The organism is Mycobacterium sp. E2497 (genome assembly GCF_001668695.1).
Classification (GTDB): domain Bacteria; phylum Actinomycetota; class Actinomycetes; order Mycobacteriales; family Mycobacteriaceae; genus Mycobacterium.
This window is the reverse complement of sequence record NZ_LZKD01000099.1, coordinates 1-25,759: the sequence shown is the minus strand read 5'-3', so window position 1 is coordinate 25,759 and position 25,759 is coordinate 1. Positions and strand designations below refer to the sequence as shown.

The following is a 25,759-nucleotide window of genomic DNA, read 5'->3' as shown; positions in this document are numbered from 1 at the left end:
GCTGGGAACCCGTCGGGAAACCACGAATTTTCCCCGACGCGTCCCTGGCAGGTCAAAGGCCGGGCAAATTCAGGCCTTGTCGGGCCGGAGTCGGGTCGGGGTCAGGCCGGAGTCACCCGCCGTTTGCCCGCCGGGGTCAGCCGAAGAAGGCGGCGGCGTCGTCGTAGCGGCTTTCGGGCACCAGCTTGAGCTGGCGCACGGCGTCGGCCAGCGCCACTCGACCGATGTCCTGCCCCTGCAGCGACACCATCTGACCGTATTCCCCCGCGTGCGCGGCGTCGGCCGCATTGACGCCGAACCGGGTGGCCAGGACCCGGTCATAGGCCGTCGGGGTCCCGCCGCGCTGGACGTGGCCCAGCACGGTCACCCGGACGTCCTTGTTGATCCGCTTCTCCACCTCGGCACCCAGTTGGGCCGCAACGCCGGTGAACTTCTCGTGACCGAACTCGTCAATTCCGCCTTCGCGCAAAGAGATCGAACCGGGAATGGGTTTGGCGCCCTCGGCCACCACACAGATGAAGTGCGAATCTCCGCGCTGGAAGCGACGTTTGACCAGCCGGCACACCTCCTCGACGTCGAAGGGCTGTTCGGGGATAAGCGTCATGTGCGCGCCGGAAGCCAGGCCGGCGTTCAGCGCGATCCAGCCGGCGTGCCTGCCCATCACCTCCACCAGCATTACCCGCTGGTGGGATTCGGCGGTGCTGTGCAGGCGGTCGATGGCCTCGGTTGCCACCGTCAGCGCGGTGTCGTGACCGAAAGTGACGTCGGTGCAATCGATGTCGTTGTCGATGGTCTTCGGCACCCCGACGACGGGAACGTTCTCCTCGGACAGCCAGTGCGCGGCGGTCAGGGTGCCTTCCCCGCCGATCGGGATGAGCACGTCGATGCCGTTGTCGTCCAGAGTCTGCTTGATCTGGTCCAGCCCGGCCCGCAACTTGTCGGGATGGACCCGAGCGGTCCCCAGCATCGTGCCGCCCTTGGCCAGCAGCCGGTCGTTGCGGTCGTCGTTCTGCAGTTGGATGCGCCGGTTCTCCAGCAACCCGCGCCACCCGTCCTGAAAGCCGACCACCGACGAGCCGTACCGGGCGTCGCAGGTGCGCACCACCGCCCGGATGACGGCGTTCAGCCCCGGGCAGTCGCCACCTCCGGTCAGAACTCCGATCCGCATGCCCTTATCTTGCCCTGCGGCGGGTCCGCCGCGCCGAGCAGACGCCTAGATCGCGCTCGGCAGCGGGCCGCGGGCAGCCTCGTAGGCGGCGCCCACCCGGTACAGCCGGTCATCGGCCAGCGCCGGCGCCATGATCTGCAGGCCGACCGGGAGGCCGTCGTCCGGCGACAGCCCCGACGGAACCGACATGCCGCAGTGGCCGGCCAGGTTCAGCGGCAGCGTGCACAGGTCGAACAGGTACATCGCCAAAGGATCGTCCACCTTCTCGCCCAGCGGGAAGGCGGTGGTCGGGGTCGCGGGCGACACGACCACGTCGACGGACTCGTACGCCTTGTCGAGGTCCCGGGCGATCAGCGTGCGCACCTTCTGCGCCTGGTTGTAATAGGCGTCGTAGTAACCGGCCGACAGCGCGTAGGTGCCGATCATGATGCGCCGCTTGACTTCCGGCCCGAAACCGGCGGCGCGCGTCAGCGCCATCACCTCCTCGGCACTGTGCGTCCCGTCGTCGCCGACGCGCAGCCCGTAGCGCATGGCGTCGAAGCGGGCCAGGTTGCTCGACACCTCCGACGGCAGGATCAGGTAGTAGGCCGCCAACGCGTATTCGAAGTGGGGGCAGCCGACTTCACTCACCTCGGCACCCAGCTCGGTCAGCCGCTCGACGGCCGCCTCGAACGAGGCGTGCACACCGGGCTGGTAGCCCTCCCCGCGCAACTGCTTGACCACCCCCACGCGCACGCCGCGCAGGTCACCGGCAGCGCCGGCTTTGGCGGCGCCGACGACGTCGGGCACCGCCGCCTCGACGGACGTGGAGTCGCGGTGGTCATGCCCGGCGATCACCTGGTGCAGCAGCGCGGTGTCCAGCACGGTGCGCGCGCACGGGCCGCCCTGGTCCAGGGACGAGGCGCAGGCCACCAGGCCGTAGCGCGACACGGTGCCGTAGGTCGGTTTGACGCCGACGGTCGCGGTCAGCGCCGCCGGCTGCCGGATGGAGCCGCCGGTGTCGGATCCGATGGCCAGCGGCGCCTGGAACGCGGCCAACGCCGCCGCGCTGCCGCCGCCGGATCCGCCGGGCACCCGGTCGAGGTTCCACGGGTTACGGGTGGGGCCGTAGGCGGAGTTCTCCGTCGACGAACCCATCGCGAACTCGTCCATGTTGGTCTTGCCCAGGATCGGGATGCCCGCGGCGCGCAACCGCGTGGTGACGGTGGCGTCGTACGGGGAACGCCAGCCCTCGAGGATCTTGGAACCGCAGGTGGTGGGCATGTCGACGGTGGTGAACACGTCTTTGAGCGCCAGCGGCACCCCCGCCAGCGCCGACGGCAGCCGCTCCCCCGCGGCCACCGCCTCGTCGACCACCGCCGCCGCCCCCAGCGCCTCGTCGGCGGCCACGTGCAGGAAGGCGTGGTACTGGTCGTCCGTCGCCGCGATCTGGTCCAGGCACGCCTGCGTGACCTCGACCGACGACAGCTCCTTGGCGGCGATCCGGGCGGCCAGGGTCGCGGCGTCGGATCGGATGACCTCGTTCACTCGCTGTCTCCCAGGATCTGCGGCACCGCGAAACGGCCGTCGGCGGCCTCGGGCGCCGCGGCCAGCGCCTCGGCCTGGGTGAGGCAGGGTGTCGGCTCGTCCGGGCGGGTGACGTTGACGTCCTTGAGCGGGTTGCCGGTCGCTTCGACGCCGGTGACGTCGACCGCCTGCACCTGGCTGACGTGGGTCAGGATGGCGTCGAGCTGACCGGCGAAGCTGTCCAGCTCGCTGTCGGTCAGCGCGAGCCGGGACAGCCGGGCCAGGTGCGCCACCTCGTCGCGGGAGATCTGAGACACGACAGGAAAGCCTAACGCGCTTGTTCGGGCGAGCGCCGGGCACTCGGCCCCGGCGAGCGTTGGCCGTCGTACCGAGCCGAAATGCCGTCGACACATGGCTGTGTCACAGTGTTGGCCGTGCCGTCCTATCTGTTGCGCATCGAGCTGGTCGACCGCCCGGGCAGCCTGGGCTCGCTGGCGGTGGCGCTCGGCTCCGCGGGCGCCGACATCTTGTCGCTCGACGTGGTGGAGCGCAGCTCGGGCTACGCGATCGACGACCTGGTGATCGAGTTGCCGCCGGGGGCGATGCCGGACACGCTGATCACCGCCGCGGAGTCGCTCTCGGGTGTGCGGGTGGAGAGCGTGCGTCCGCACACCGGGTTGCTGGAGGCGCATCGGGAGCTGGAGCTGCTCGACCACGTCGCCGCGGCCGTCGACAAGTCGTCGCGGTTGCAGGCCCTGGCCAACGAGGCGCCCCGGGTGCTGCGCGTCAGCTGGTGCTCGGTGCTGCGTAGTGCGGGCGATCGGGTGGAGCGCCTGGCCGTCAGCGCGGGTGCGCCCGAGACGCCGGCGGCTTCCGCCCCGTGGCTGCCCATCGACCGCGCCGCGACGCTGGACAGCTCCGGCGACTGGGTGCCGCAGGCGTGGCGCGACATGGACACCACGATGGTCGCCGCGCCGCTGGGCGATCCGCACATGGCGGTGGTGCTAGGGCGACCGGGCCCCGAATTCCGGCCCTCGGAGGTGGCTCGCCTGGGCTATCTGGCCGGGATCGTGGCCACCATGCTGCGCTAGCTAACGCGCCGGCGACGCGACCACCGGGTCGTCGTCCTCCCACAGCAGCAGCTGCCGAACCGCCGGACGCGGTCCGTACGGCCGCAGCATCGTGCTGGCGGGGCGCGGGCGCACCCGTTGGGGCCACCAGAACCACCGACCCAGAATCCGTGCGACGGAAGGCGTCATGAACGACCGCACGATCAGCGTGTCGAACAGCAAGCCGAGGCCGATGGTGGTGCCGATCTGACCGAGCACCTGGAAACCGCTGAACACGAACGCACACATGGTGACGGCGAAGACGATGCCGGCCGAGGTGACCACCGATCCGGAGCCGGCCATCGCCCGGATGATGCCGGTGTTCAGGCCGGCATGAATTTCTTCCTTGAACCGCGAGATCAACAGGAGGTTGTAGTCGGATCCGACCGCCAACAACAGGATCACGGCAAGCGCGAGCACGACCCAATACAACTGGATCCCGAAGAGGTACTGCCACACCAGAACTGACAACCCGAACGAGGCGCCCAGCGACAGGGCGACCGTGCCCACGATGACGAGCGCGGCGATCAGGCTGCGCGTGATGATCATCATGATCAGCAGAATGAGGCTCAGCGCCGCGAACGCCACGATCATCAGGTCATACTTGGCGCCGTCCTGGATGTCCTTGTACGTCGAGGCGGTCCCGCCGAGATAGACCCCCGCGCCCGCCATCGGCGTGCCCTTCAGGGCCTCGTGCGCGGCCTTGGCCATCGGGTCGATGTGCGAAATGCCCTCGGGGGTCGCGGGATCGCCTTCGTGCGTGACGATCATGCGGGCGGCCTTGCCGTCGGGCGAGAGGAACAGTTTGAGCCCGCGCTTGAAGTCGGGGTTGTTGAAGACCTCGGGCGGCAGGTAGAACGTGTCGTCGTTCTTGGCGGCGTCGAAGGCCCGTCCCAGAGCCGTCGCGTTGTCGATCGCGGCCGCGGTCTGGGCGTAAATGCCCGACAGCGTGGCGTAATTGGCCAGCGTCAGATCCCGATTGGTCTGCTGGCTGTCGATCTGCGGTGGTATCAGCTCCACCAGTTTCGGCTGCAGCGCGTCGAGCTTGTCGAGCGAAGCCGTGAGGCTTTCGAACTTCTCTGTGAGCTGGTCGATGCCGTCGAGCGCGTCGAAGAGTGATCGGAACGCGAAGCAGACGGGGATGTCGTAACAGTGCCTCTCCCAATAGAAGTAGCTGCGGATGGGCCGGAAGAAGTCGTCGAAGTTCGCGATCTTGTCGCGCAGATCCTGGATCGTACCGAGCGTGTCGTGGAAACTCTGCGTCTCGTCGTGGGTGGTGCCGGCGAGCTGCTGCTGCAACACGTACTGCTGTTTCAGGATGTTGATGGTCTTGTTCAGTTCGTTGGCCTGCTTGAGGGCATCCTCGGCCCGATCTCGTTGGTAGGTCAGGTTTTCCTGCTGCGCCGCGCTGGAATTGCTGACCACGAACGCGAGCGAGCTGTGAACGAGCGGGGTGCCCAGTGGACGGGTGATCGTCTGCACCTGCGCCACGCCGGGAACGTGAAACACCGCCTTGGCCACCTTGTCCAGGACGAGCATGCTTTCCGGGTTACGCATGTCGTGATCGGTTTCGACCATCAACAACTCGGGCTCCAGCCGGGCCCGCGAGAAATGCTTCTCCGCGGCGGTGTAGCCGACATTGGCCGGCGCGCTGGCGGGCATGTAGGGACGGGTGTCATAACTGGTCTTGTACCCGGGTAAAGCTATGAGTCCGACCAGGGCCAGCGCGCAGGCCGCCGCGAGTACCGCGCCCGGCCAGCGGACGATGGCGGTGCCGATCCGCCGCCAGCCGCGGGTTCGGATCGCCCGCTTGGGGTCGAAGATGCCCACCTTGGCGCCCAAGGTGAGGATCGCGGGCCCCAGGGTGAGCGCGGCGAAAAGCGCGACGAGGATGCCCAACGCGGCGGGAATGCCCAGGCTCTGGAAGTACGGCAGCCGGGTGAAGCTCAGGCAGGCGACCGCGCCGGCCACGGTGAGCCCGGAGCCCAAGACGATGTGCGTCGTGCCGTGATACATGGTGTAGAAAGCTCTTTCGCGATCCTCGCCGGTTCCGCGCGCTTCCTGGTAGCGGCCCACGAAAAATATCGCGTAGTCGGTACCCGCGGCGATCACCAACAGCGTCAACAGGTTCGTCGCGTAGGTCGACAACCCGATGACGCCGGCATTTCCGAGAAACGCGACGAGGCCGCGCGCGGCCGACATCTCGATCAGGACCGTGGCTAGGACCAGCAGGGTGGTGAGCACGGAGCGGTAGACGAAGAACAGCATCAGCGCGATCACGCCGACGGTGATCGTGGTGACCTTCGCGGTCCCCTTACTGCCGACGTCGAACTGATCGGAGATCAGTGGCGCCGCGCCGGTCACATAGGCCTTGACGCCGGGCGGTGGCTTCATACGCTCGACGATGTCGCGGATGGCGCCTACGCCCTCGTTGGCCAGCGCGGAACCCTGATTACCGGCGAGATTCACCTGAACGTAAGCGGCCTTGCCGTCGCTGCTCTGCGACCCTGCCGCGGTGAGGGTGTCGCCCCAGTAGTCCTGAACGTGCTCGACGTGCTTCTTGTCCTGCTCGAGCCTGCGAACCATCTCGTCGTAGAACTTGTGCGCGTCCGCGCCGAGTGGCTTGTCGCCTTCCAGTACGACCATGGCCGAGCTGTCGGTGTCGAACTCTCCGAACTTCTCACCGATCCGCTTGATTGCCTTGAGCGACGGGGCGTCGGGCGAGTTCAGGGCCACATTGTGTGTCTTCCCAACCTCTTCCAACTGCGGCACCGCGATGTTGGTGACTGCGGCCAGCCCCACCCAGAACAGCAGGATCGGCAACGCGAGCCGGCGGATGGTGCGGGGGACAACGGCCCGCGGCTGTTCGTGGTTGCTCATCCGGATTTGTCCAGACAGAAGGTGTAGGCGTCGACTTTGTTCACGGTGCGTTGGTCTTTCACTTCGCCGTTGACGGTGATGCGGCAGCCGAGGCTATCCCCGTTGCCCTGCGCGACGACGTTGCCGAGGACCGCCGGCTCCGTCGTGGTGATCGTGAACGACCACGGCAGCGGGGCATCCTTGACTTGCTGCGGCTGGGCGTTGACATCAAGGTAGTTGATGGTCGCGGTTGCGCCGGGCCTGCCGAAGACCTCGAGCACCACCCGTTTGGGGTTGAACGGAACGATTTCGTTGGCCAGGCCGCTGTTGGCCGAGGCGTTGTTGTGTGAGCCGAAGATTCCGTGCAGGCGGTAGATGGCGAATCCGGCGAGCACGATGACCAGCACCGCGACCAGCGCCATCCACCCTCGCTTGACGAGGGAGGCCACCGAAAACCCCTTCACCCGTTCACCTTTCGATCATCGGGCGACACGAAACCCCCGGCACGAGGGGTCCGCCGACCGGTCGGGCATGATCGACAGCTATGACAGTACGGTACGGGACCGTACTGTACAAGAGACGCGCGCGTACACATTCAACGAAAGACGGCTTGCCCGTGGGTGACCGCGCCGTTACCCGATGGTTCTGGTCAGACCCGGGATGAGGAAACCGTCGACCAGCGCTTGCACGGTGCGACGGGTGGGCGGCCGGTCCGGCATGATGGACCGGAAGATGAGGTAGCCGGGCAACAGGTCCCAGAGTTCGTCGGTGACGGCGCCCGGGTGGATTTCGCCGCGGTCCACCGCTTGGTTCAAGACGTGCTGGATCAACGCCTTGCGCTGGTCGAGGAACTGACGCTGCATGGCCTCGTTGAGTGCGGGGAGGCGCGACACCTCGACCATCACCGCACGGATCGTGCTCGCATGCCGGCCGCCCTCCTGGCAGATCGTCTCCCCCAGTCGCAGCAGATCGCCGCGCAACGTACCCGTGTTCGGCGGCACCGCCACCTGGCGGACACCCTCGATGAAGGCGGCCAACACCAGCTCGGCCTTGGAGGGCCAGCGCCGGTACACCGTGGCCTTGCTGGCGCGAGCGGCACCGGCGACCGCGTCCACGGTCAGCTGGTCATAGCCGTGCTCCTGCAACAGGCGCAGGGTCACCGCCAGAATTTCGGCCTCCCGCGGCGACCACGGTGACGCCGGTGCGCACGGGTCCGCCATCTGGGTCATAGCGCCCACGATAGAGCCGCTTGGGCGGTGCGGCCCAAATTTCGGGTCAGGTCGTGATCGCCTAGTCCGCCGGAGCTTCCGGCGGCCCCTCGGCCAACAGCTTCCGGAAACCGTCCTCGTCGAGGACCGCAACGCCGAGCTCGACGGCCTTGTCGTACTTGGAACCCGGCGCATCGCCGGCGACGACGTAGTCGGTCTTCTTCGACACCGAACCGGCGGCCTTGCCGCCGCGCGCGATGATCGCCTCCTTGGCGTCGTCGCGCGAAAAGCCCGCCAGCGAACCGGTGACGACCACGGTGAGCCCTTCCAGCGTGCGGGCAACGCTGGCGTCGCGCTCGTCGGCCATCCGCACCCCCGCGGCCCGCCATTTGTCGACGATCGCGCGGTGCCAGTCGACGGTGAACCACTCGGTGAGCGCGGCGGCGATCGTCGGCCCGACGCCTTCGACCGCGGCCAGCCGCTCGGTCGATGCCGACATGATCGCGTCCAGGCTGCCGAATTCGGTGGCCAGGGCGCGCGCGGCGGTCGGTCCGACATGCCGGATCGACAGCGCCACCAGGACGCGCCACAGTGCCACCGTCTTGGCCTTGTCCAGGTTGTCGAGCAGTCGCCTGCCGTTGGCGGACAGCGCGCCGGCCTTGGTCCGGAAGAGCTCGGTGCGCAGCAGGTCGTCCTCGGTGAGGGTGAACAGGTCGCCCTCATCGGCGATCACCCCCGCCTTCAACAGTGCGGTGGCCGCCTCGTAACCCAGCCCCTCGATGTCGAGCGCCCCGCGCCCGGCGACGTGAAAGACGCGCTCGCGCAACTGCGCCGGGCAGGACCGGGCATTGGGACAGCGGATGTCGGCGTCACCCTCCTTGGCGGGGGCCAGCGGGGTACCGCATTCGGGACACGTTGTGGGCATGACGAATTCGCGTTCGGACCCGTCCCTGAGGTCGACGACGGGACCCAGCACCTCGGGGATCACGTCGCCGGCCTTGCGGATCATCACCGTGTCGCCGATCAGCACGCCCTTGCGCTTGACCTCGCTGGCGTTGTGCAGCGTGGCCAGCCCCACCGTCGACCCCGCCACCTTCACCGGCGTCATGAAGGCGAAGGGCGTGACGCGACCGGTGCGCCCGACGTTGACCCGGATGTCGAGCAATTTGGTCTGCGCCTCCTGTGGCGGGTACTTGTAGGCGACGGCCCAGCGCGGCGCCCGCGACGTCGTCCCCAGCCGGCGCTGCAGCGAGAAGTCGTCGACTTTGACTACGACGCCGTCGATTTCGTGATCAATCTCGTAGCGGTGCTCGCCCCAGTAGCCGATCCGGTCCTCCACCGCGGCAAGGCCACACACCCGCGCGGTCTGTTCGGCCACGGGCAGACCCCAGGCCTTAAGGGCCGTGTAGGCCTCGTGCAGCGTCTTGGGCGCGAACCCGTCGGTGCGGCCGATGCCGTGGCAGATCATCCGCAGCTTGCGCCGGGCGGTGACCGCCGGGTTCTTCTGACGGAGCGAACCGGCCGCGCTGTTACGCGGATTGGCGAACGGCGCCTTGCCGTCCTCGACCAGGCTGGCGTTGAGCGCCTCGAAATCGGCGAGCATGAAGAAGACCTCGCCACGCACCTCCAGCACGGTAGGAATCGGCAAATCCGCAGTGGCGGTGAGCCGCTCGGGCACATCGTCGATGGTGCGCGCGTTGAGCGTCACGTCCTCGCCGACCCGGCCGTCGCCCCGGGTGGCGGCGCGTTCCAGCCGGCCGTCGCGGTACACCAGCGACAACGCCACCCCGTCGATCTTGAGTTCACACAGGTAGTGGGGATCGCGGCCGATCTCGGTCTCGACGCGGTTACTCCAAGCGACCAACTCGTCGCGGTCGAAGACGTCGTCGAGGCTCAGCATCCGCTCCAGGTGCTCGGCCTCGGTGAAGTCGGTCGCGAAGCCGGCGCCACCGACCAACTGGGTCGGGGAATCGGGGACACGCAGCTCCGGATACCGTTCCTCGAGCGCCAGAAGCTCGTTGAACATCCTGTCGAATTCGGCGTCGGAGACGATCGGCGCGTCCTTGATGTAGTAGCGGAACTGGTGTTCGCGGACTTCGCCGGCCAGTTCCTGCCACTGCCGCCGCACCTCGGGCGACACCGGATCAGCTTCTGCTGAGCTCACCCTCGCAGGCTATCCGAGCGCGGCGACACCCGGACTCAGTCCTCCACGTATGCCCGCAGCCGGTCCACCGCCGCATCCCACCGACGCGACAAGGCGGTGAGGTAGTCACTGGCCTGGGCCAAGGGGGCTGTCCGCACCGCCCAGACTCGCTCGCGACCGCGCCTGCTGCTGGTCACCAAACCCGCCGATTCCAGCAGCTGCAGGTGCTTGCTGGCAGCCTGGCGGCTGACGGGTATGACGCTGGTGAGCTGTGACGTCGAGCTCGGGCCAAGATCGCAGAGCCGCACGATGATGCGCAGCCGGTTCGGGTCACCGAGCGCGTCGAAGAGCGGCGCGCCCACCGCGACGCGCCCGCTCATTCGCGGGCTTCTTGCAGATACCTGCGCACCAGATCCGTCTGGATCGCCCACCCCTCGGAGTTGGCCTCGAAGGAGGAAGGGCGGCGCGCTTCGGGAATGTCCTCGAATCCGGACTCGGTAATGGTGAGCAGCACGCCGTCGGGCGTTTCCGACAGCGTGAACTCGACCAGCGTGGTCGGCTCCTGGCCGTAGTCGGCGTCCGGGTCGACGGCGAAGGGGTGCCACCGATAGGCGAACCGCCGCTGCGGCTCGACGGCGACGATGTGCCAGGTGCTTTCTACTCCGGTGTGTGGCTCCTGCCGACTGGCGACCTCGTCGTCGACCGTTGTCGGATGGATCACCGCGCCGACCGAAGTCCCGGCGACGAACGGCCCGTCGAAGCGGACTCCGAACCAGCGGCCAAACTCGTCGGCGTCGCTGATGGCCCGCCATACCCGCTCCAACGGCGCGTGCAGCAATACGCGCTTCTCAATCCTCATATGCAACCTCCCGGTTGCATATGAGTCCACCACGGCACCACGAAAAGCGCAACTATTTGGTTGCCTATCAGATGGCGTCCGGGTCCCCCGCGAATGCCTCGGCCGCCTCACGGGCCAGCCCGATCGCCAGGCGGGCCCATTCCGGCGTCGCGCCGGCCAGGCCACACGCCGGGGTGACGCCGATGCGGTCGCGCAGCGCCGAGCGCCCGAAGCCAAGGCGATCGGTCACCCCGACCAGGGCGGCCGCCACCTCTTCGGCCGACGGGCACCGCTCCGGAGCGCTGCTGGGCACCACCCCCAGCATGATCGTGCGGCCCGATTCGACGAACCCGGCCATACCGTCGAGATCCGCCGCCACCAAGGTGCTCGCATCCACCGACACCGCACCGATTTGGCTGCCCTGCAACATCTTCCACGGCAACTCCGCGGCACAGCTGTGCAACACCGCCGCGCCTCCCACCGTGGCGACGCAGTCGTCGAGCAGGGCTAAGGCCACCGCTTCGTCCAGCGGCGCCACCGGGCTCAGCGCCGTCACACCGGTCAGCCGCCCGCCCAACGCGTTCGGCAGCGACGGCTCGTCGAACTGCACCACCACCGGCGTCTCGAGCCGGCGCGCCAGCGCCGCGCGGTGGGCGGCGACGCCTTCGGCCAGCGACGCCGCCAGATCGCGCACGGCGCCGGGGTCGGTGATCGCCCGATGGCCGTTGGCCAGCTCCAGCTCGGCCGACAGGGTGATCGGCCCGGGAGCCTGCACCTTGACCACGCGGTCGCCACCACGCAGGCCGGCCACCTCCCAGGCCTCTTCCAACGCGTCCATGTCCTCCTCGAGGAGACTGGCGGCGCGGCGGGTGACCGCACCCGGCCGCGCGGCGACCCGATAGCCGCGCGGCACGGTGTCGATGGCCACGTCGATCAGCAGCGCGCCGGCCCGTCCGAGCATGTCGGCGCCCACTCCGCGGGCCGGCAGCTCGACGATGTGCGACAACGCGTCGGCCAACTCACCGACGACGACCTCGGCGGCCTCCCGCGGCTTGATGCCGGGCCACGACCCGATGCCGCTGGCCCTCGCGAAGGGGTGCGGGATAACACTCACCCGCCCAACCGTATTCGACCTGACCCGCCACGCCGTTGACCAGGGGTGTCTGTCGCGCCACCGCACGGGTAGGTTCAACCGCGAGAAGGGTACGAAACGTGTCGCGGATGGCGAGATGGGCGCGGCCGCTGCTGCTGTGGGCGGTAGTGGTGCTGGCTGCCGCGTGCACCCGGGTGGTGGACGGCGCCGCGGTGGCGGGATTCGGTTCCCCCCGCAGGGCGGTGCAGGGGGTGAACGTCGACACGATCCTCTTGGACCAGTCGCGGATGCGCGCGATCACCGGCGCCGGGGAGCACCTGACGATCATCCCGTCCATGGACGGCACCAGGCCGGTGGACATCGACGCCCTCGCCGACACCACGCCGCGCGAATGCCGGTTCATCTACGCCGAGACCGCCACGTTCGGCCCGGATGTCGAGGAGTTCCACAAGACGACGTTCCAGGACCCGCCCGATGGGGCGCTGATCTCCGAGGGCGCCGCGGCCTACCGGGACGTCGACACCGCACGGCGCGCCTTCGGCGCCTTGGTGACCACGGTCGGGGATTGCGCCGACGGCTCGGGTGGCCAGCAATACGTCGGCGACTGGAAGGCCGACGCCGGCTCGCTGCATCTGCGGCCCGGTGGCTGCGGCCGCGACTACCGGCTGCGGTCGGTGGCCATCCTGGAGGTCACGTTCTGCGGCTTTGCGCAATCGGTGTCCGACATCGTGATGACGAACATCGTCGCGAACGTACCGGCTTAGCGTGCGGTAGCGGCGATGGTGGCGCTGCCGAGCACTTCGTCACCGTCCGGGTCCGGGCGGTACAGCACCAGCGTCTGGCCCGGAGCGACGCCGCGCAGCGGGACGCGCAACCGCACGACCAGCTCGTCGCCGACCAATTCCGCTACCGCGTCGGCGGTTTCACCGTGTGCCCGGACCTGGACCGCGCACTCGACGGGGCCCGATGGCGGCCGTCCCCCGGTGAAGACCGGCTCGCGCCCGCGCAACTCACGCACCTCGAGGTCGGCCGCCTCTCCCACCCGTACGGTCGCGGTGTCGGCGTCGATCGCCGTCACGTAGCGCGGGCCGCCGTCGGGGCCAGGGCCGGCGATGCCCAGGCCCTTGCGCTGGCCGATGGTGAAACCGTGCACGCCGTCGTGCTCGGCGAGCACCGTGCCGTCAGCGCCGACGACGGCGCCGCGCCGGACCGCGATGCGCTCGCCGAGGAAGGCTCGGGTATTCCCCGAGGGAATGAAACAGATGTCGTGGCTGTCGGGTTTCTCCGCGACCGCGAGGCCGCGGCGGGCCGCTTCGGCACGAATCTGCGCCTTGGGGGTGTCACCGATGGGGAACGTGGCGTGGCGCAGCTGCTCGGCGGTCAGCACGGCGAGCACGTAGGACTGGTCCTTGTCGTGGTCAACCGCGCGGCGGAGCCGCCCACCGGACAGCCTGGCGTAGTGGCCGGTGGCCACGGTGTCGAAGCCCAGCGCAACCGCTTTCGCCGACAGGGCGGAGAACTTGATCCGCTGATTGCACCGCACGCACGGGTTGGGCGTTTCGCCGCGCGCGTAGGAGGACACGAAATCGTCGATCACGTCGGCTTGGAACCGCTCGGCGAAATCCCAGACGTAGAAAGGGATTCCGAGCACATCGGCGACGCGGCTCGCGTCCGAGGCATCTTCTTTCGAGCAGCACCCGCGCGAACCCGTCCGCAGCGTGCCGGGCGTGGCCGACAACGCCAGATGCACGCCGACCACGTCGTGTCCGGCGTCGACCATGCGGGCGGCGGCGACCGACGAGTCGACGCCGCCACTCATCGCGGCGAGGACCTTCACTTAGGGAGCCCCCGCGGCGGCCAGTGCGGCGCGGCGGGCGCGGTCCACCGCCGCGGGCAGCACCTGCAACACCGCATCCACATCGTCGTCGACGCTGGTGTGACCCAAGGACATCCGCAAGGATCCGCGGGCGCTGGTGGGGTCTGCACCCATCGCGAGCAGCACGTGCGACGGCTGCGCGACGCCCGCGGTGCACGCCGACCCGGTCGAGCATTCGATGCCGTTGGCGTCCAACAACATCAACAACGCATCGCCTTCGCAGCCAGGGAACGTGAAGTGTGCATTGCCGGGCAACCGCTGGGGGTACCTCCCGCTTGCGGGGGACGGGTCGCGGGCGCCGTTGAGGCTGACGTCGTCGATGCCCGCGAGCACCCCGTCGATCAGCCGGTCACGCAACGCCCGGAGCCGCGCGCTGTTCGCCTCGATGCCGTCCACCGCGATCCGGGCCGCGGCCGCCATGCCGACCGCACCGGCGACGTCGGCGGTGCCGGAACGGATGTCACGCTCTTGTCCGCCACCGTGCGCCAGCGGCACACACGCCACGTCGCGGCGCACCAGCAGCGCGCCCACCCCGGGAGGACCACCGAACTTGTGCGCGGCAACGCTCATCGCCGAGAGCCCGCTGGCGGCGAAGTCCACCGGCAACTGCCCCACCGCCTGCACGGCGTCGCTGTGCATCGGAACCCCGAACTCGGCCGCGACGGCGGCGAGGTCGGCGGCCGGCATGACGGTGCCGACCTCGTTGTTGGCCCACATCACCGACACCAGCGCGACATCGTCGTGGCTGCGCAGCGCCTCGCGCAGCGCGGTGGCCGAGACCGAACCGTCGGCGGCGGTCGGCAACCAGGTCACCTCGGCGCCCTCGTGTTCGACGAGCCAGTTGACCGAGTCCAGCACGGCGTGGTGTTCGACCTCGCTGGTGATGATGCGGCGGTGGCGCGGTTCGGCGTCGCGGCGGGCCCAGTAGATGCCCTTGACCGCCAGATTGTCGCTTTCAGTGCCGCCCGCGGTGAAGATGACCTCCGACGGGCGGGCGCCCAGCCGGTCGGCGATGAGCTCGCGGGATTCCTCGATGCGCCGCCGCGCCGTCCGGCCGCTGGTGTGCAGCGAGGAGGCGTTGCCGACGGTGCCGAGCACCGCCGCCATCGCCTCGACGGCGGCGGGGTGCATCGGCGTGGTAGCGGCGTGATCGAGGTAGACCATGACGCGACCCACGATACCGGCAGGTGAAAGTTCCACCGGGCCTACTGGCGATCGCAAGCGCGGCGTTGCCGGGCGCTGCGGGTCGCCACCGTTTGGCTAGTGGCGATCGCAAGCGCGGCGTTGCCGGGCGCTGCGGGTCGCCACCATTTGGCTAAGAGGCCAGCAGCACGCGTCCGCGCCGGGCGGGCCGGGCGGCTGTGCCGCCCACCACCGACTGGCAGCGGCTCGCCAGCGCTCGCCGATCCGTCCCCGGGAGCTGCAGGGATTCGACGTGCACCCGCGCCAGCGTGCGTCGCACGGTCAGCAGCCGGCGGATGGATCCGACCAGGGTCTCGTCGCCGACGAAGGCCGGCACGGTCGAGACGCTGCCGTCGACGTGGTGGTAGGTCAGCCGAAGTGGCTGCACCGGACGGCCGGCGTCGATCGCGGCCTGGAACATCGCGGGATAGAACGCCCCGCCGTCCCGACCGCACCAGGTGGTGCCCTCCGGGAAGCACACGACGGTCTGGCCGCCGCTCAGCCGGCGGGCGACGGTGTCGACCACCGCGGGCAACAACCGCAGACTGGACCGCTCGATCGGGATGATCTTCAGGATGCGGGCCACGATGCCCGTTGCGGGCCCGGTGAACATATCGGCCCGGGCGACGAACGACCCCGGCAACACCGAGCCGATGGCGAAGACGTCGAGCCAGGACATGTGCGGGCTGACCACCAGAACCCCGCGCAGGTTGCGAATCGGGCTACCGGTCACCGTGATCCGGATGCCGAAGCAGCGCAACACCATCCGGCAGTAGATGCGCTGCACGCGCGTGCGGCCGGGCAGCGGCACCGCCAGCAGCGCCACCCCCGGCGCCAGCAGCAGGGCCAGCATGACGCGAAGCGTGACCCGCAGCGCCACCAGAAGCCTCGATGACGCGGTCACGTCGCAGAGACCCACACAACCGGCGTCACACGTCGCGCGCGGCAGCCAGGGGTGCCCGGTGCGGGCGGGCGCGTTCATCGGTCGCCGCCGGCCATCTGCGAGGCCGCCGACACCGACCGCAGCCGCTTGAGATATCGGGTATCGGCGCGCCCTTTGTCGAGCAGGACGCAGAAATCGCCAACCCCGAAGGCGGGGTCGTGCGCGGGCTCACCGCACACCTGCGCGCCCAGCCGCAGGTAACCGCGCATCAGCGCCGGGACCGACGGGCGAGCGGGCGCCGGGATGTCGTCGAGCGCCTTGCCGTCCACGACCACCGGCCGGTGCGGGCGCACCCGGTACTGCGCCGGTGCGGCGTGGCGGTCCAGGATGAAGTCGCGGACGCCCCGCAGCTGGCGGCCCGGAACCCGATTCTCCGGGTCGTCGGCGTCCCCGCAGACCGGCACCGACACGCAGCCGGTCACGTAGTCGTAGCCGTAGCGGTCGAGGTAGGCCAGGATGCCGGCCCACATGAGCAGCACGACGCCGCCGTTGCGGTGGCCCTCGCGCACCACCGCGCGTCCCATCTCCACCAGCGACGGCCTGATCGGGTCGAAAGCGCGGATGTCGAACTCCGTCGCGGTGTAGAGGCCCCCGGCCGCGATCGCGCCCGCCGGCGCCAGCATCCGGTAGCAACCCACCAGTTCGCCGGTGCTGTCGTCGCGGACCAGGAGGTGGTCGCAGTGCTCGTCGAACCTGTCGACATCCCGTCGTTCGCCGTCGTTCGTCGGCAGTGCAAAGCCGGGCGTGGTGGAAAAGACTTCATACCGTAGCCGCTGCGCCGCCTCGATCATGCTGGCGTCGGTGGACAGCAGGAGCGAGTAGTGCGGCCCGGCGGCCGACGCCGCCGTCGCGCCTTCGGCCTTGTCGCTGGGAATCAGGACAGAAGCAATGCTCATGTCAACCAACGTTGCGTAGCCGATGAGCGAGTCGGCATCGTGGCTGTGACGTGTCCGTGCACGTCAGGTGACGAAATGTGGTCGCGAGAGCGGGCTGACCCGGGCTCCCCCTCCAGAGCCCGGGTCAGGAAGTCCGCAGTGGCGCGCTCCAGCGGACGCGTGTGCCGCCGCCGGGCGGACTGGTGATCGCGCAGTCACCGCCGAGGTCTTTGGCACGGCGGGCGATGTCGTCCAGACCATCGGCGCGGTGGCCATTGGCGGGAATCCCGCACCCGTCGTCGGTGATCTCGAGCAGCAGCTCGTCGGTGAGGGTGACCTCGACGGCGATGGCCCCGGCCCCCGAGTGCCGCACAGCGTTGCTGAGCGCCTCGTTGACGACGGCTTCGGCGTGTTCGGCGAGTTCGTCGCTCACCGCGGTCATCGTCCCCGCCATGCGCAGCGTCGTCCCCTGATTGTCGTCGTCGGCGAGGCGCGCGATCGCGTCTTGGACGCGCTCGGCGAGCGTGCGCCGCCGGGCCTGCGGGCGCTGGAGATCGAAGACGGTGCGCCGGATGTCGTCGATGACGTTCTGCAACTCGTTGACGGATCTGGTCAGCCGCGAAGCGAGTTGCGGTGAACGAAGCCGGGCCACGACGCCCTGCAGGTCCATCCCGACGGTGAAGACGCGGCTGATCACCTGGTCGTGCAGATCGCGGGCGATGCGTTCCCGGTCGACCAGCACGCTCAACTCCCGCGCGTTCCGCCGTTCGGTCGCCAGCGTGAGGGCGATCGCCGCGTGGTCGGCGAAGTCGCGAACCAGGTCGAGATGCGTTTCGTCGAAGGGCTCCGCATCGGTGTTACGGGCCACCACGATCACGCCCAACGTCTGCTGGTCGGATCTGAGCGGCATCAGGATCGCGGGTCGCTCGCCTACGTCGGTGAACGCCGGGATGGGACGCCGAAATGTCTCGGTGAGCAGCGGCCAGCCGGCCCGAAACACCTCGCCGGTGGTGGACCCGTCGATCGGGATCTCTTGCCCCAGAACCTGATCCGCGTGCAGGCCGACCGCCGCGGACACGACGAGGCGGTCGTCGTTGGGCCGGTCGGGGTCGGTCGGAACGAGGACGATCGCCTGCTCGGCGTCCGTCAGCTCGGCGGCGCGCTCGACGATCAGTTGCAGAGGTTGCACGCCGGGGCCCGACTCGGACAGCAGGGCGTTGCTGATCTCGCGGCTGGCGTCGGTCCACCGGGCGCCCGCGCGGACCCGGTCGAACAAGCGGGCATTGTCGATGGCCACCGATGCCGCCGACGCGAGCGCCCGGACGGTGACCTCGTCGGCCTCGCAGAAGCAGCGGCCGGGCCGGTCGTCGGTGACGTAGAGGCTGCCGAACACCACGCCGCGGATGATGATGGGCATGCCGAGGAACGCCCGCATCGGCGGGTGGTGCTCCGGGAACCCCACGGCCGTCGAATGGTCGGACAGCTCGGCCACGCGCAACGGCTCTGTACGGTCGCGCAGGGCACCAAGCAGCCCTTTGCCCACCGGCAGATGACCGACCCGCCGCACGGTATCCGCGGCCATCCCACTGTGTACGAAGGACGCCAGAGTTCCCTCGGGCCCCCACACCCCGATGGCGCCGTAGCGGGCACCGGTCATGCCTATCGCGGCGGCCACGATGCGGTGCAGTATCGCGTCGAGCTCGAGATCGGAGCCGATCTCGATCGCTACCTGGAGCAGCTGCGCCATCTGCTGGCGTTCGGCGGCCAATTCGTCGAGCTGCTCATGCATCCGGCTCAGAAAGTCCGGGCGGCGGAGCCCAAAAGCCGATCCACACTCGTCTTCGCGCATCTCCCGACTTTCTTCAGACCGATGCCCGGTGCCAGGTAGTGGAGGCGAACCCCGGATGCGAAAATGTTTGCTGACGAGCGGAATTACCGTTGGGGTTCAGCCTTGATCTGCCGGTAGAGGTCACCTTACCAGCGCAAAGCCGTCACGGCGCAGATGTTGCTGAGCGTTACAGTTAGGCGTAACATGCCGTTATGGTCGCTGGCCGGTTGCACTGCTGGGAATGTGGCACGGCGTTTCATGGCCGGGCCGACGCGCGCTATTGCAGCGGGGCGTGCCGGCAGAAATCGCACCGCGCCCGCGTCCGGCGCCGCGCCGCCGACCAAGCGGTGACCCCGCCCCCGCTGGGAAACGTCATCGCGCAGGCACGAGAAACGCGCGAATCGGCCCGCGTCGTCCGGCAACGCGCCCAGGATGCGCGACGCTCGGCATCGAAAACCCGTGCGGCACTGGCGCTCTCGAGCGGCAGCCAGGGTCCCGGCGAGCGGGCTGCGCGTCGGCGACCGACGTCCGATTGAACGGCTTTCCAACTCTGCGGTCCGGATGCCCTCGGGCGGAAGACATTTCGGGTTCACCGAACCGGCCTGGGGTGTGACCTCGCATCGACGCGACGCTGACCGGGCGCGGTAGTCGGCTTCAGGACCACTTCCCGACTCTGGAATTTGATAGCGCCCGCGCTATCAAATTCCAGCAGCCAGTACCCGCTGCGGACACAGTCCCAAGCCTCGAGACGCAAGAGCCCCCGGCGCCGCGGCGCCGGGGGCTCCCAAGCCGAGGAACTCAGCCCTTGCGTGCCTTGATGGCGTCGGTCAGCTGCGGGGCGACCTTGAACAGGTCGCCCACCACGCCGTAGTCGGCGATCTCGAAGATGGGCGCCTCTTCGTCCTTGTTGACCGCGACGATGGTCTTCGAGGTCTGCATGCCCGCGCGGTGCTGGATGGCCCCGGAAATCCCCAACGCGATGTAGAGCTGGGGCGACACCGTCTTGCCGGTCTGACCGACCTGGAACTGGCCCGGGTAGTAACCGGAGTCGACCGCGGCGCGCGACGCACCGACGGCGGCGCCCAGCGAGTCGGCCAGCGCCTCGACCACGCTGAAGTTCTCCGCGCTGCCCACGCCGCGGCCACCGGACACCACGATCGAGGCCTCGGTGAGCTCCGGCCGGTCACCGGCGACCGCCGGCTCACGGGCCGTGATCTTGGTGGCGTTCTCGGCGGGCGCCGGTACCTCGACGGTGACCTGCTCGCCGGCACCGGCCTGCGGCTCGGCGTCGATGGCGCCGCCGCGGACCGTGATGACCGGGGTGTCGCCGTTGGCCTGCGACTCGACGGTGAACGCGCCACCAAAGATGGAGTGCACCGCCTTGTTGCCCTCCTGGACGCCGACCACGTCGACCAGCAGGCCGGATCCGATCCGGGCGGCGAGCCGGCCCGCGACCTCTTTGCCGTCGGCGTTGGCGGCCAGCAGCACGGCCGCCGGAGCGTTCGACTCGGCGAGCGAGGCCAGCACGTCGACCACCGGGGTGATCAAGTAGTTCTCGGCGTCGTCGGACTCGGCGACGTAGATCTTGGCGGCGCCCGCCTCCTTCAAACCGTCGATCAGGGGCGCGGCCGTGCCGGGCTTGCCGACGACGACGGCGGCCGGCTCGCCCAGCGGGCGGGCGGCGGTGATCAATTCGGAGGTGACCTTCTTCAGGGCGCCTTCGGCGTGCTCAACGAGCACCAAAACTTCAGCCATGGTTTCTTCGCTCTTCTCGTCTGTGGGATGGGTGCTCGACTAGATGATCTTCTGGGCGACCAGGTACTGGGAGATCTGGTTACCGCCCTCGCCCTCGTCGGTGACCTTCTCACCCGCGGTCTTCGGCGGCTTGGGCGTCGACGACAGCACCTTCGAGCCGGCGTTCTCGAGGCCGACCTCGTCGCTTTCGACCCCGATCTCGGCGAGGGTCAGCACCGTCACCTCTTTCTTCTTCGCGGCCATGATGCCCTTGAAGGACGGGAAGCGCGGCTCGTTGATCTTCTCGGTCACGCTCACCACCGCGGGCAGGGTGGCCTCGAGGCTGAAGACGCCGTCGTCGGTCTCGCGCTCGCCGGTGACCTTGCCGCCCTCGATCGACAGCTTGCGCAGGTGGGTCAGCTGCGGAAGGCCCAGGTACTCGGCGATGATCGCCGGCACCGCACCGCCCGAGCCGTCGGTGGACTCGTTACCGGCGATGACGAGCTCGGTGCCCTCGATGGTGCCCAGCGCGCGCGCCAGCGCCCAGGCGGTTTGCACCACGCAGGAACCGCGCATGCCGTCGTCCTTGAGGTGGACGGCCTTGTCGGCGCCCATCGACAGCGCCTTGCGGATCGCCTCGGTGGCGCGTTCGGGGCCCGCGGTCAGCACGGTCACCGACCCCTCGCCGCCTTCCCGCTCACGGATCTGCAAGGCCTCTTCGACGGCGCGCTCGTTGATCTCGTCCAGTACCGCGTCGGCGGCCTCGCGGTCCAGCGTGTAGTCGCCGTCGTTCAGCTTGCGTTCCGACCAGGTGTCTGGGACCTGCTTGATCAGGACCACGATGTTCGTCATGAGTGTGGTTCGTCCTCCTCGAAGGAGTCTCGCAGCAGTCGACCACGAGACTTTCAGTACGCGTTTAGCAGCGCACGGTCGTGTTACTACCGGGTAACTTTGTGCAGCCTGCAGTCACACCATAGCGGGTCGTACTGCACGTTCTTGCGGCGTGTCTACCGTCGGCGACCGGGGGCGCCTCGTTCCCGGTTCGCGAATCCGACACTTCGCGTTAGCCTGCCTATGCGATGAGCGCAACCGTCCCCGACGTACCCCGGCACAGCCTCGGCGATCCGACGCCGGCGGCTGACCCCGTCCTGATGTTGACCGGCGAGCGCACCATTCCGGACCTGGACGTCGAAAACTACTGGTTCCGCCGCCATCAGGTGGTTTACCAGCGACTGGGCGGGCTGTGCGCGGGCCGCGAGGTGCTCGAGGCCGGCTGTGGCGAGGGGTATGGCGCCGACCTGATCGCCGGCGTCGCCCGCCGGGTCGTGGCCGTGGATTACGACGAGGCGGCCGTGGCGCACGTGCGCGCCCGCTACCCGCGGGTGGAGGTCATGCGGGCGAACCTGGCCGAGCTTCCGCTGCCCGACGCGTCGGTGGATATTGTGGTCAACTTCCAAGTCATCGAGCATCTGTGGGATCAGGCACAATTCGTGGCCGAATGCGCGCGGGTGCTGCGTCGCGACGGGCTGCTGATGGTGTCCACACCGAACCGGATCACGTTCTCCCCGGGCCGCGACACCCCGATCAACCCGTTCCACACCCGCGAACTCAACGCCGGTGAGCTGACCCAGTTGTTGGTCGACGCCGGCTTTCGCGACGTAGCGGTCTCCGGGGTGTTTCACGGTCCGCGGCTGCGGGAGTTGGACGCCCGCCACGGCGGCTCCATCATCGACGCGCAGATCGAGCTCGCGATGGCCGGCAAGCCCTGGCCGCCCGAGCTGGCTGCCGACGTCGCCGCGGTGACCACCGACGACTTCGACATCGTCGAGGACGGCCGCCGTGACATCGACGACAGCCTGGACCTGATCGCAATCGCGGTTGCGCCGTGAGCGATTCGCTCGACCCGGTGCCCGGCATGTTCACCCTGGTCCTGCACACCCACCTGCCGTGGCTGGCCCATCACGGGCGGTGGCCGGTCGGCGAGGAGTGGCTCTACCAGTCGTGGGCGGCGGCCTACCTGCCGCTGATGCGGGTGCTGACCGCGCTGGCCGACGAGGATCGCCGCGGGGTGGTGACCCTCGGCGTCACTCCGGTGGTGAACGCGCAGCTCGACGATCCGTACTGCCTCGACGGAATGCACCACTGGCTGGCCAACTGGCGGCTGCGGGCGGCCGAGGCCGCCAGCGTGCGGTCCGCGCCCCGGTCGAAGTCGGCCGGTTTCCAGTCCTGCACGCCGGAAGCGTTGCGCACCTTGGGTATTCGCGAATGCGCCGAAGCAGATCGGGCGCTCGACGAGTTCGCCACCCAATGGCGGCACGGCGGCAGCCCGCTGTTGCGCGCCCTGATCGACGCCGGCACGGTGGAGTTGCTCGGCGGACCGCTGGCCCACCCGTTCCAGCCGCTGCTCGCGCCGCGGCTTCGCGAGTTCGCCCTGAGCGAGGGGCTGGCCGACCCTGTCCAGCGGATGGCGCACCGCCCGAGCGGCATCTGGGCGCCCGAATGCGCGTACGCCCCCGGTCTGGAGGACGGTTATGCGGCCGCGGGTGTCACCCACTTCATGGTCGACGGCCCGTCACTGCACGGCGACACCGCCCTGGGCCGGCCGGTCGGCGACACCGACGTGGTCGCGTTCGGGCGCGACCTGCAGGTCAGCTACCGGGTCTGGTCGCCGAAATCGGGCTACCCGGGGCACGCCGCCTACCGCGATTTCCACACCTACGACCACCTCACCGGGCTGAAACCGGCGCGGGTGACCGGCCGCAACGTGCCGTCGGAGGCGAAGGCGCCCTACGACCCCGAGCGCGCCGATCATGCGGTCGACGTCCATGTCGCCGACTTCGTCGACGTGGTCCGCAACCGGCTGGCGAGCGAATCCGAACGGATCGGGCGGCCGGCCCACGTGGTGGCCGCCTTTGACACCGAACTGTTCGGCCATTGGTGGTACGAGGGCCCGACGTGGCTGGCGCGGGTGCTGCGCGCCCTGCCCGCCGCCGGCGTGCGGGTGGGCACGCTGAGCGACGCCATCACCGACGGATTCGTCGGGCGCGCAGTGGCATTGCCGCCCAGTTCGTGGGGCTCCGGCAAGGACTGGCAGGTGTGGGCCGGCGACAAGGTGGCCGACCTGGTCCAGCTCAACGCCGAAGTGGTGGACATGGCGCTCAGCACAGTGGACAAGGCGTTGTCGCAGCGGGCGTCGCTGGACGGGCCGCTCCCCCGCGACCACGTGGCCGATCAGATCCTGCGCGAGACCCTGCTCACGGTCTCCAGCGACTGGCCGTTCATGGTGAGCAAGGATTCGGCCGCCGACTACGCGCGCTACCGTGCGCATCTGCACGCCCACGCCACCCGCGAGATCGCCGGGGCGCTGGCGTCCGGGCGGCGGGACACCGCCGGCCGGCTGGCCGAGGGCTGGAACCGCGCCGACGGCCTGTTCGGCGCGCTGGACGCGCGCAGGCTGCCCCGATGAGGTGGTGGGCCGCGTGAAGATCCTGATGGTGTCGTGGGAATACCCACCGGTGGTGATCGGCGGCCTCGGCCGGCACGTGCACCACCTGTCGACCGCGCTGGCCGCGGCCGGTCACGAGGTCGTCGTGCTGTCCCGCCGCCCGTCGGGCACCGATCCCAGCACGCACCCGTCGTCCGACGAGGTGGTCGACGGTGTCCGGGTTGTCGCGGCCGCGCAAGACCCGCACGAGTTCTCCTTCGGCGCCGACATGATGGCGTGGACACTGGCGATGGGTCATTCCATGATCCGGGCCGGGCTGTCGCTGAAGAAGCGCGGCAGTACACGGCCGTGGCGCCCCGACGTAGTGCATGCGCACGACTGGCTGGTGGCGCATCCCGCGATCGCCCTCGCCCAGTTCTACGACGTGCCAATGGTTTCCACCGTCCACGCCACCGAGGCCGGGCGGCACTCCGGCTGGGTGTCCGGCGCGATCAGCCGGCAGGTGCACGCCGTCGAGTCGTGGCTGGTGCGCGAATCCGATTCGCTGATCACGTGTTCGGCGTCGATGGCCGACGAGATCACCGAACTGTTCGGTCCCGGCCTGGCCGGAATCACGGTCATCCGCAACGGTATCGACGCCGCGCGCTGGCCCTTCGCCGAGCGTCGGCCGCGCACCGGGCCCGCCGAGCTGCTGTACCTCGGGCGGCTCGAGTACGAGAAGGGCGTGCACGACGTCATCGCCGCCCTGCCACGGATCCGGCGCACCCATCCCGGGACCACTCTGACCATCGCCGGGGAGGGCACCCAGCAGGAGTGGCTCATCGAGCAGGCCCGAAAGCATCGGGTGCTCAAGGCAATCCGGTTCGCCGGACACCTCGACCACGCGGCGCTGCTCCCGGTGTTGCATCGGGCCGACGCCGCGGTGCTGCCCAGCCACTACGAGCCGTTCGGGATCGTCGCGCTGGAGGCCGCCGCGGCGGGCACCCCGCTGGTGACCTCCAACATCGGCGGCCTGGGCGAGGCGGTGATCAACGGCCGGACCGGGGTGTCGTGCGCGCCCCGCGACGTCGCCGGGCTGGCCGCGGCCGTGCGGTCCGTGCTCGATGATCCGGAGGCCGCGCAGCGACGCGCCCACGCCGCCCGCGAGCGGCTCACCTCGGCCTTCGACTGGAAGACCGTGGCGCAGGAGACGGCGCAGGTGTATCTGGCCGCCAAGCGCGCCGAGCGCCAGCCGCACGCGCGCATGCCCATCGTCGAACACGCCCTGCCGAACCGCTAACCTGCAGTATGGGGCTGGAATACTCGAGCGTGGTCGACGCGCCGATCGCCGACGTCTTCGCCTGGCACGCCAGACCGGGCGCGTTTACCCGACTCTCGCCGCCGTGGCAGCCCATGCGGCTGGTCACCGAGGCCACCTCGCTCAGGGACGGCCGGGCCACGTTGGCGCTACCGGGCGGCCTGCGCTGGGTCGCCGTGCACCAGCCGGACGGCTACGACCCGCCGCGGCGCTTCGTCGACGCCATCGGTGGTGACGGGCTGGCCGCGCTGCCGGCGCGAACCGCGGTGCGCTGGCGGCACACCCACGATTTCGAGGACGTCGGTGGCGGCCGCACCAGGGTCATCGACCGGGTGGAAACGCCGGTACCGGCCGCGTTACTGCGCCCCATGTTCACCTACCGGCACCGCCAGCTGGCCGACGATCTGGCCGCGCACCGGCTGGCCGCCGAGAACGGGCTGGCGACGGCGACGGTCGCCGTCACCGGGGCGTCGGGCCTGGTCGGTTCGGCGTTGACGGCGTTTCTGAGCACCGGCGGCCATCGCGTCATCCGGTTGGTCCGCCGCCCCGCCGGAGGGGACGACGAGCGGAAGTGGAATCCCGACGCCCCGGTGACGGCGACCGTCGCCGTCGCCAGCCCGTTCTCGGCGGCCAGCCGGTGCGCGGCCAGATCGTC

The 25,759-nt window shown here is 69.5% G+C and carries 23 protein-coding genes; 6 read left to right on the top strand and 17 right to left on the bottom strand.

What is annotated here, in order from left to right; all coding sequences use genetic code 11:
* Window positions 1-136: 136 nt before the first annotated feature.
* The 3 genes from A5713_RS07555 to gatC are packed head-to-tail and all read right to left on the bottom strand — an operon-like array spanning window position 137 to window position 2,991.
* A complete protein-coding gene (locus A5713_RS07555) occupies window positions 137-1,168 on the bottom strand; it encodes an ATP-dependent 6-phosphofructokinase (protein ID WP_067917218.1) in 1,032 nt (343 codons plus the stop codon).
* Window positions 1,169-1,213: 45 nt separating this feature from the next.
* Window positions 1,214-2,695, bottom strand: a complete 1,482-nt coding sequence (gene gatA / locus A5713_RS07550; protein ID WP_068094182.1) for an Asp-tRNA(Asn)/Glu-tRNA(Gln) amidotransferase subunit GatA — start codon at window positions 2,693-2,695, stop codon at window positions 1,214-1,216.
* The gene (gene gatC / locus A5713_RS07545; protein WP_067918254.1) at window positions 2,692-2,991 is read right to left on the bottom strand and encodes an Asp-tRNA(Asn)/Glu-tRNA(Gln) amidotransferase subunit GatC; all 300 of its coding nucleotides are present in this window, start codon (window positions 2,989-2,991) and stop codon (window positions 2,692-2,694) included. The genes gatA and gatC overlap by 4 nt, the downstream gene beginning before the upstream one ends.
* Window positions 2,992-3,108: 117 nt before the next feature.
* Here gatC and A5713_RS07540 point away from each other — a divergent pair, with 117 nt between their 5' ends.
* Entirely contained in the window at window positions 3,109-3,765 is a 657-nt protein-coding gene (locus tag A5713_RS07540; RefSeq protein WP_102419894.1) for an amino acid-binding protein, read from the top strand.
* On the opposite strand, the gene A5713_RS07535 is transcribed toward A5713_RS07540, so the two are convergent.
* From A5713_RS07535 to A5713_RS07505, 7 genes are all read right to left on the bottom strand, one after another.
* On the bottom strand, window positions 3,766-6,663 hold the full coding sequence (locus tag A5713_RS07535) for an RND family transporter (RefSeq protein ID WP_068094179.1): 2,898 nt from the start codon (window positions 6,661-6,663) through the stop codon (window positions 3,766-3,768).
* Entirely contained in the window at window positions 6,660-7,091 is a 432-nt protein-coding gene (locus A5713_RS07530; protein WP_369804382.1) for an MmpS family protein, read from the bottom strand. The genes A5713_RS07535 and A5713_RS07530 overlap by 4 nt, the downstream gene beginning before the upstream one ends.
* 183 nt (window positions 7,092-7,274) lie before the next feature.
* On the bottom strand, window positions 7,275-7,883 hold the full coding sequence (locus A5713_RS07525) for a TetR/AcrR family transcriptional regulator (protein ID WP_102419896.1): 609 nt from the start codon (window positions 7,881-7,883) through the stop codon (window positions 7,275-7,277).
* A 49-nt stretch (window positions 7,884-7,932) separates the two neighbouring features.
* Window positions 7,933-10,014 carry an NAD-dependent DNA ligase LigA gene (gene ligA / locus A5713_RS07520; protein WP_068094173.1) on the bottom strand — a complete coding sequence of 694 codons (2,082 nt, stop codon included), beginning with the start codon at window positions 10,012-10,014 and terminating at the stop codon, window positions 7,933-7,935.
* A 35-nt stretch (window positions 10,015-10,049) separates the two neighbouring features.
* Complete coding sequence (locus A5713_RS07515; protein ID WP_067923383.1) at window positions 10,050-10,373, bottom strand: helix-turn-helix transcriptional regulator; 324 nt, start codon at window positions 10,371-10,373, stop codon at window positions 10,050-10,052.
* Window positions 10,370-10,852 carry an SRPBCC family protein gene (locus A5713_RS07510; RefSeq protein WP_068094170.1) on the bottom strand — a complete coding sequence of 161 codons (483 nt, stop codon included), beginning with the start codon at window positions 10,850-10,852 and terminating at the stop codon, window positions 10,370-10,372. The genes A5713_RS07515 and A5713_RS07510 overlap by 4 nt, the downstream gene beginning before the upstream one ends.
* Before the next feature lie 67 nt (window positions 10,853-10,919).
* Window positions 10,920-11,936 carry a methionine synthase gene (locus A5713_RS07505; RefSeq protein ID WP_068094222.1) on the bottom strand — a complete coding sequence of 339 codons (1,017 nt, stop codon included), beginning with the start codon at window positions 11,934-11,936 and terminating at the stop codon, window positions 10,920-10,922.
* 116 nt (window positions 11,937-12,052) lie between these two features.
* Here A5713_RS07505 and A5713_RS07500 point away from each other — a divergent pair, with 116 nt between their 5' ends.
* Window positions 12,053-12,688 (top strand): sensor domain-containing protein, encoded by a 636-nt coding sequence (locus A5713_RS07500; RefSeq protein WP_068094166.1) that lies wholly within the window; start codon window positions 12,053-12,055, stop codon window positions 12,686-12,688.
* Here A5713_RS07500 and mnmA read toward each other — a convergent pair.
* The 7 genes from mnmA to A5713_RS07465 all read right to left on the bottom strand — a co-directional run bounded on the left by mnmA (window position 12,685) and on the right by A5713_RS07465 (window position 21,214).
* On the bottom strand, window positions 12,685-13,761 hold the full coding sequence (gene mnmA / locus A5713_RS07495) for a tRNA 2-thiouridine(34) synthase MnmA (protein ID WP_068094163.1): 1,077 nt from the start codon (window positions 13,759-13,761) through the stop codon (window positions 12,685-12,687). The genes A5713_RS07500 and mnmA overlap by 4 nt on opposite strands.
* Window positions 13,762-14,964 (bottom strand): cysteine desulfurase family protein, encoded by a 1,203-nt coding sequence (locus tag A5713_RS07490; protein ID WP_068094161.1) that lies wholly within the window; start codon window positions 14,962-14,964, stop codon window positions 13,762-13,764. It lies immediately after the preceding gene.
* A gap of 151 nt (window positions 14,965-15,115) precedes the next feature.
* The gene (locus tag A5713_RS07485) at window positions 15,116-15,964 is read right to left on the bottom strand and encodes a 1-acyl-sn-glycerol-3-phosphate acyltransferase (RefSeq protein ID WP_068094158.1); all 849 of its coding nucleotides are present in this window, start codon (window positions 15,962-15,964) and stop codon (window positions 15,116-15,118) included.
* Window positions 15,961-16,821: a GNAT family N-acetyltransferase gene (locus A5713_RS07480; RefSeq protein ID WP_068094155.1), complete on the bottom strand. Its 861-nt coding sequence runs from the start codon at window positions 16,819-16,821 to the stop codon at window positions 15,961-15,963. Before A5713_RS07480 ends, A5713_RS07485 begins: the two co-directional genes overlap by 4 nt.
* 124 nt (window positions 16,822-16,945) lie before the next feature.
* Window positions 16,946-18,589, bottom strand: coding sequence for a GAF domain-containing protein (locus A5713_RS07475; protein WP_231980274.1), 1,644 nt, complete (start codon window positions 18,587-18,589; stop codon window positions 16,946-16,948).
* A gap of 837 nt (window positions 18,590-19,426) precedes the next feature.
* Window positions 19,427-20,383 (bottom strand): electron transfer flavoprotein subunit alpha/FixB family protein, encoded by a 957-nt coding sequence (locus A5713_RS07470; RefSeq protein ID WP_067917194.1) that lies wholly within the window; start codon window positions 20,381-20,383, stop codon window positions 19,427-19,429.
* Between the two features lie 39 nt (window positions 20,384-20,422).
* A complete protein-coding gene (locus A5713_RS07465) occupies window positions 20,423-21,214 on the bottom strand; it encodes an electron transfer flavoprotein subunit beta/FixA family protein (protein WP_068094146.1) in 792 nt (263 codons plus the stop codon).
* 227 nt (window positions 21,215-21,441) lie between these two features.
* On the opposite strand from A5713_RS07465, the gene A5713_RS07460 reads away from it, so the two are divergent.
* The 4 genes from A5713_RS07460 to A5713_RS07445 form a co-directional block, all read left to right on the top strand.
* Complete coding sequence (locus tag A5713_RS07460) at window positions 21,442-22,251, top strand: bifunctional 2-polyprenyl-6-hydroxyphenol methylase/3-demethylubiquinol 3-O-methyltransferase UbiG (protein ID WP_067924980.1); 810 nt, start codon at window positions 21,442-21,444, stop codon at window positions 22,249-22,251.
* A gap of 26 nt (window positions 22,252-22,277) precedes the next feature.
* Window positions 22,278-23,828 carry a 1,4-alpha-glucan branching protein domain-containing protein gene (locus A5713_RS07455; protein ID WP_369804383.1) on the top strand — a complete coding sequence of 517 codons (1,551 nt, stop codon included), beginning with the start codon at window positions 22,278-22,280 and terminating at the stop codon, window positions 23,826-23,828.
* Between the two features lie 13 nt (window positions 23,829-23,841).
* Complete coding sequence (locus A5713_RS07450; RefSeq protein ID WP_068094219.1) at window positions 23,842-25,086, top strand: glycosyltransferase family 4 protein; 1,245 nt, start codon at window positions 23,842-23,844, stop codon at window positions 25,084-25,086.
* 8 nt (window positions 25,087-25,094) lie between these two features.
* Window positions 25,095-25,759, top strand: a 665-nt coding sequence (locus A5713_RS07445) for an NAD-dependent epimerase/dehydratase family protein (RefSeq protein ID WP_369804381.1), incomplete at its 3' end; no start/stop codon positions are given.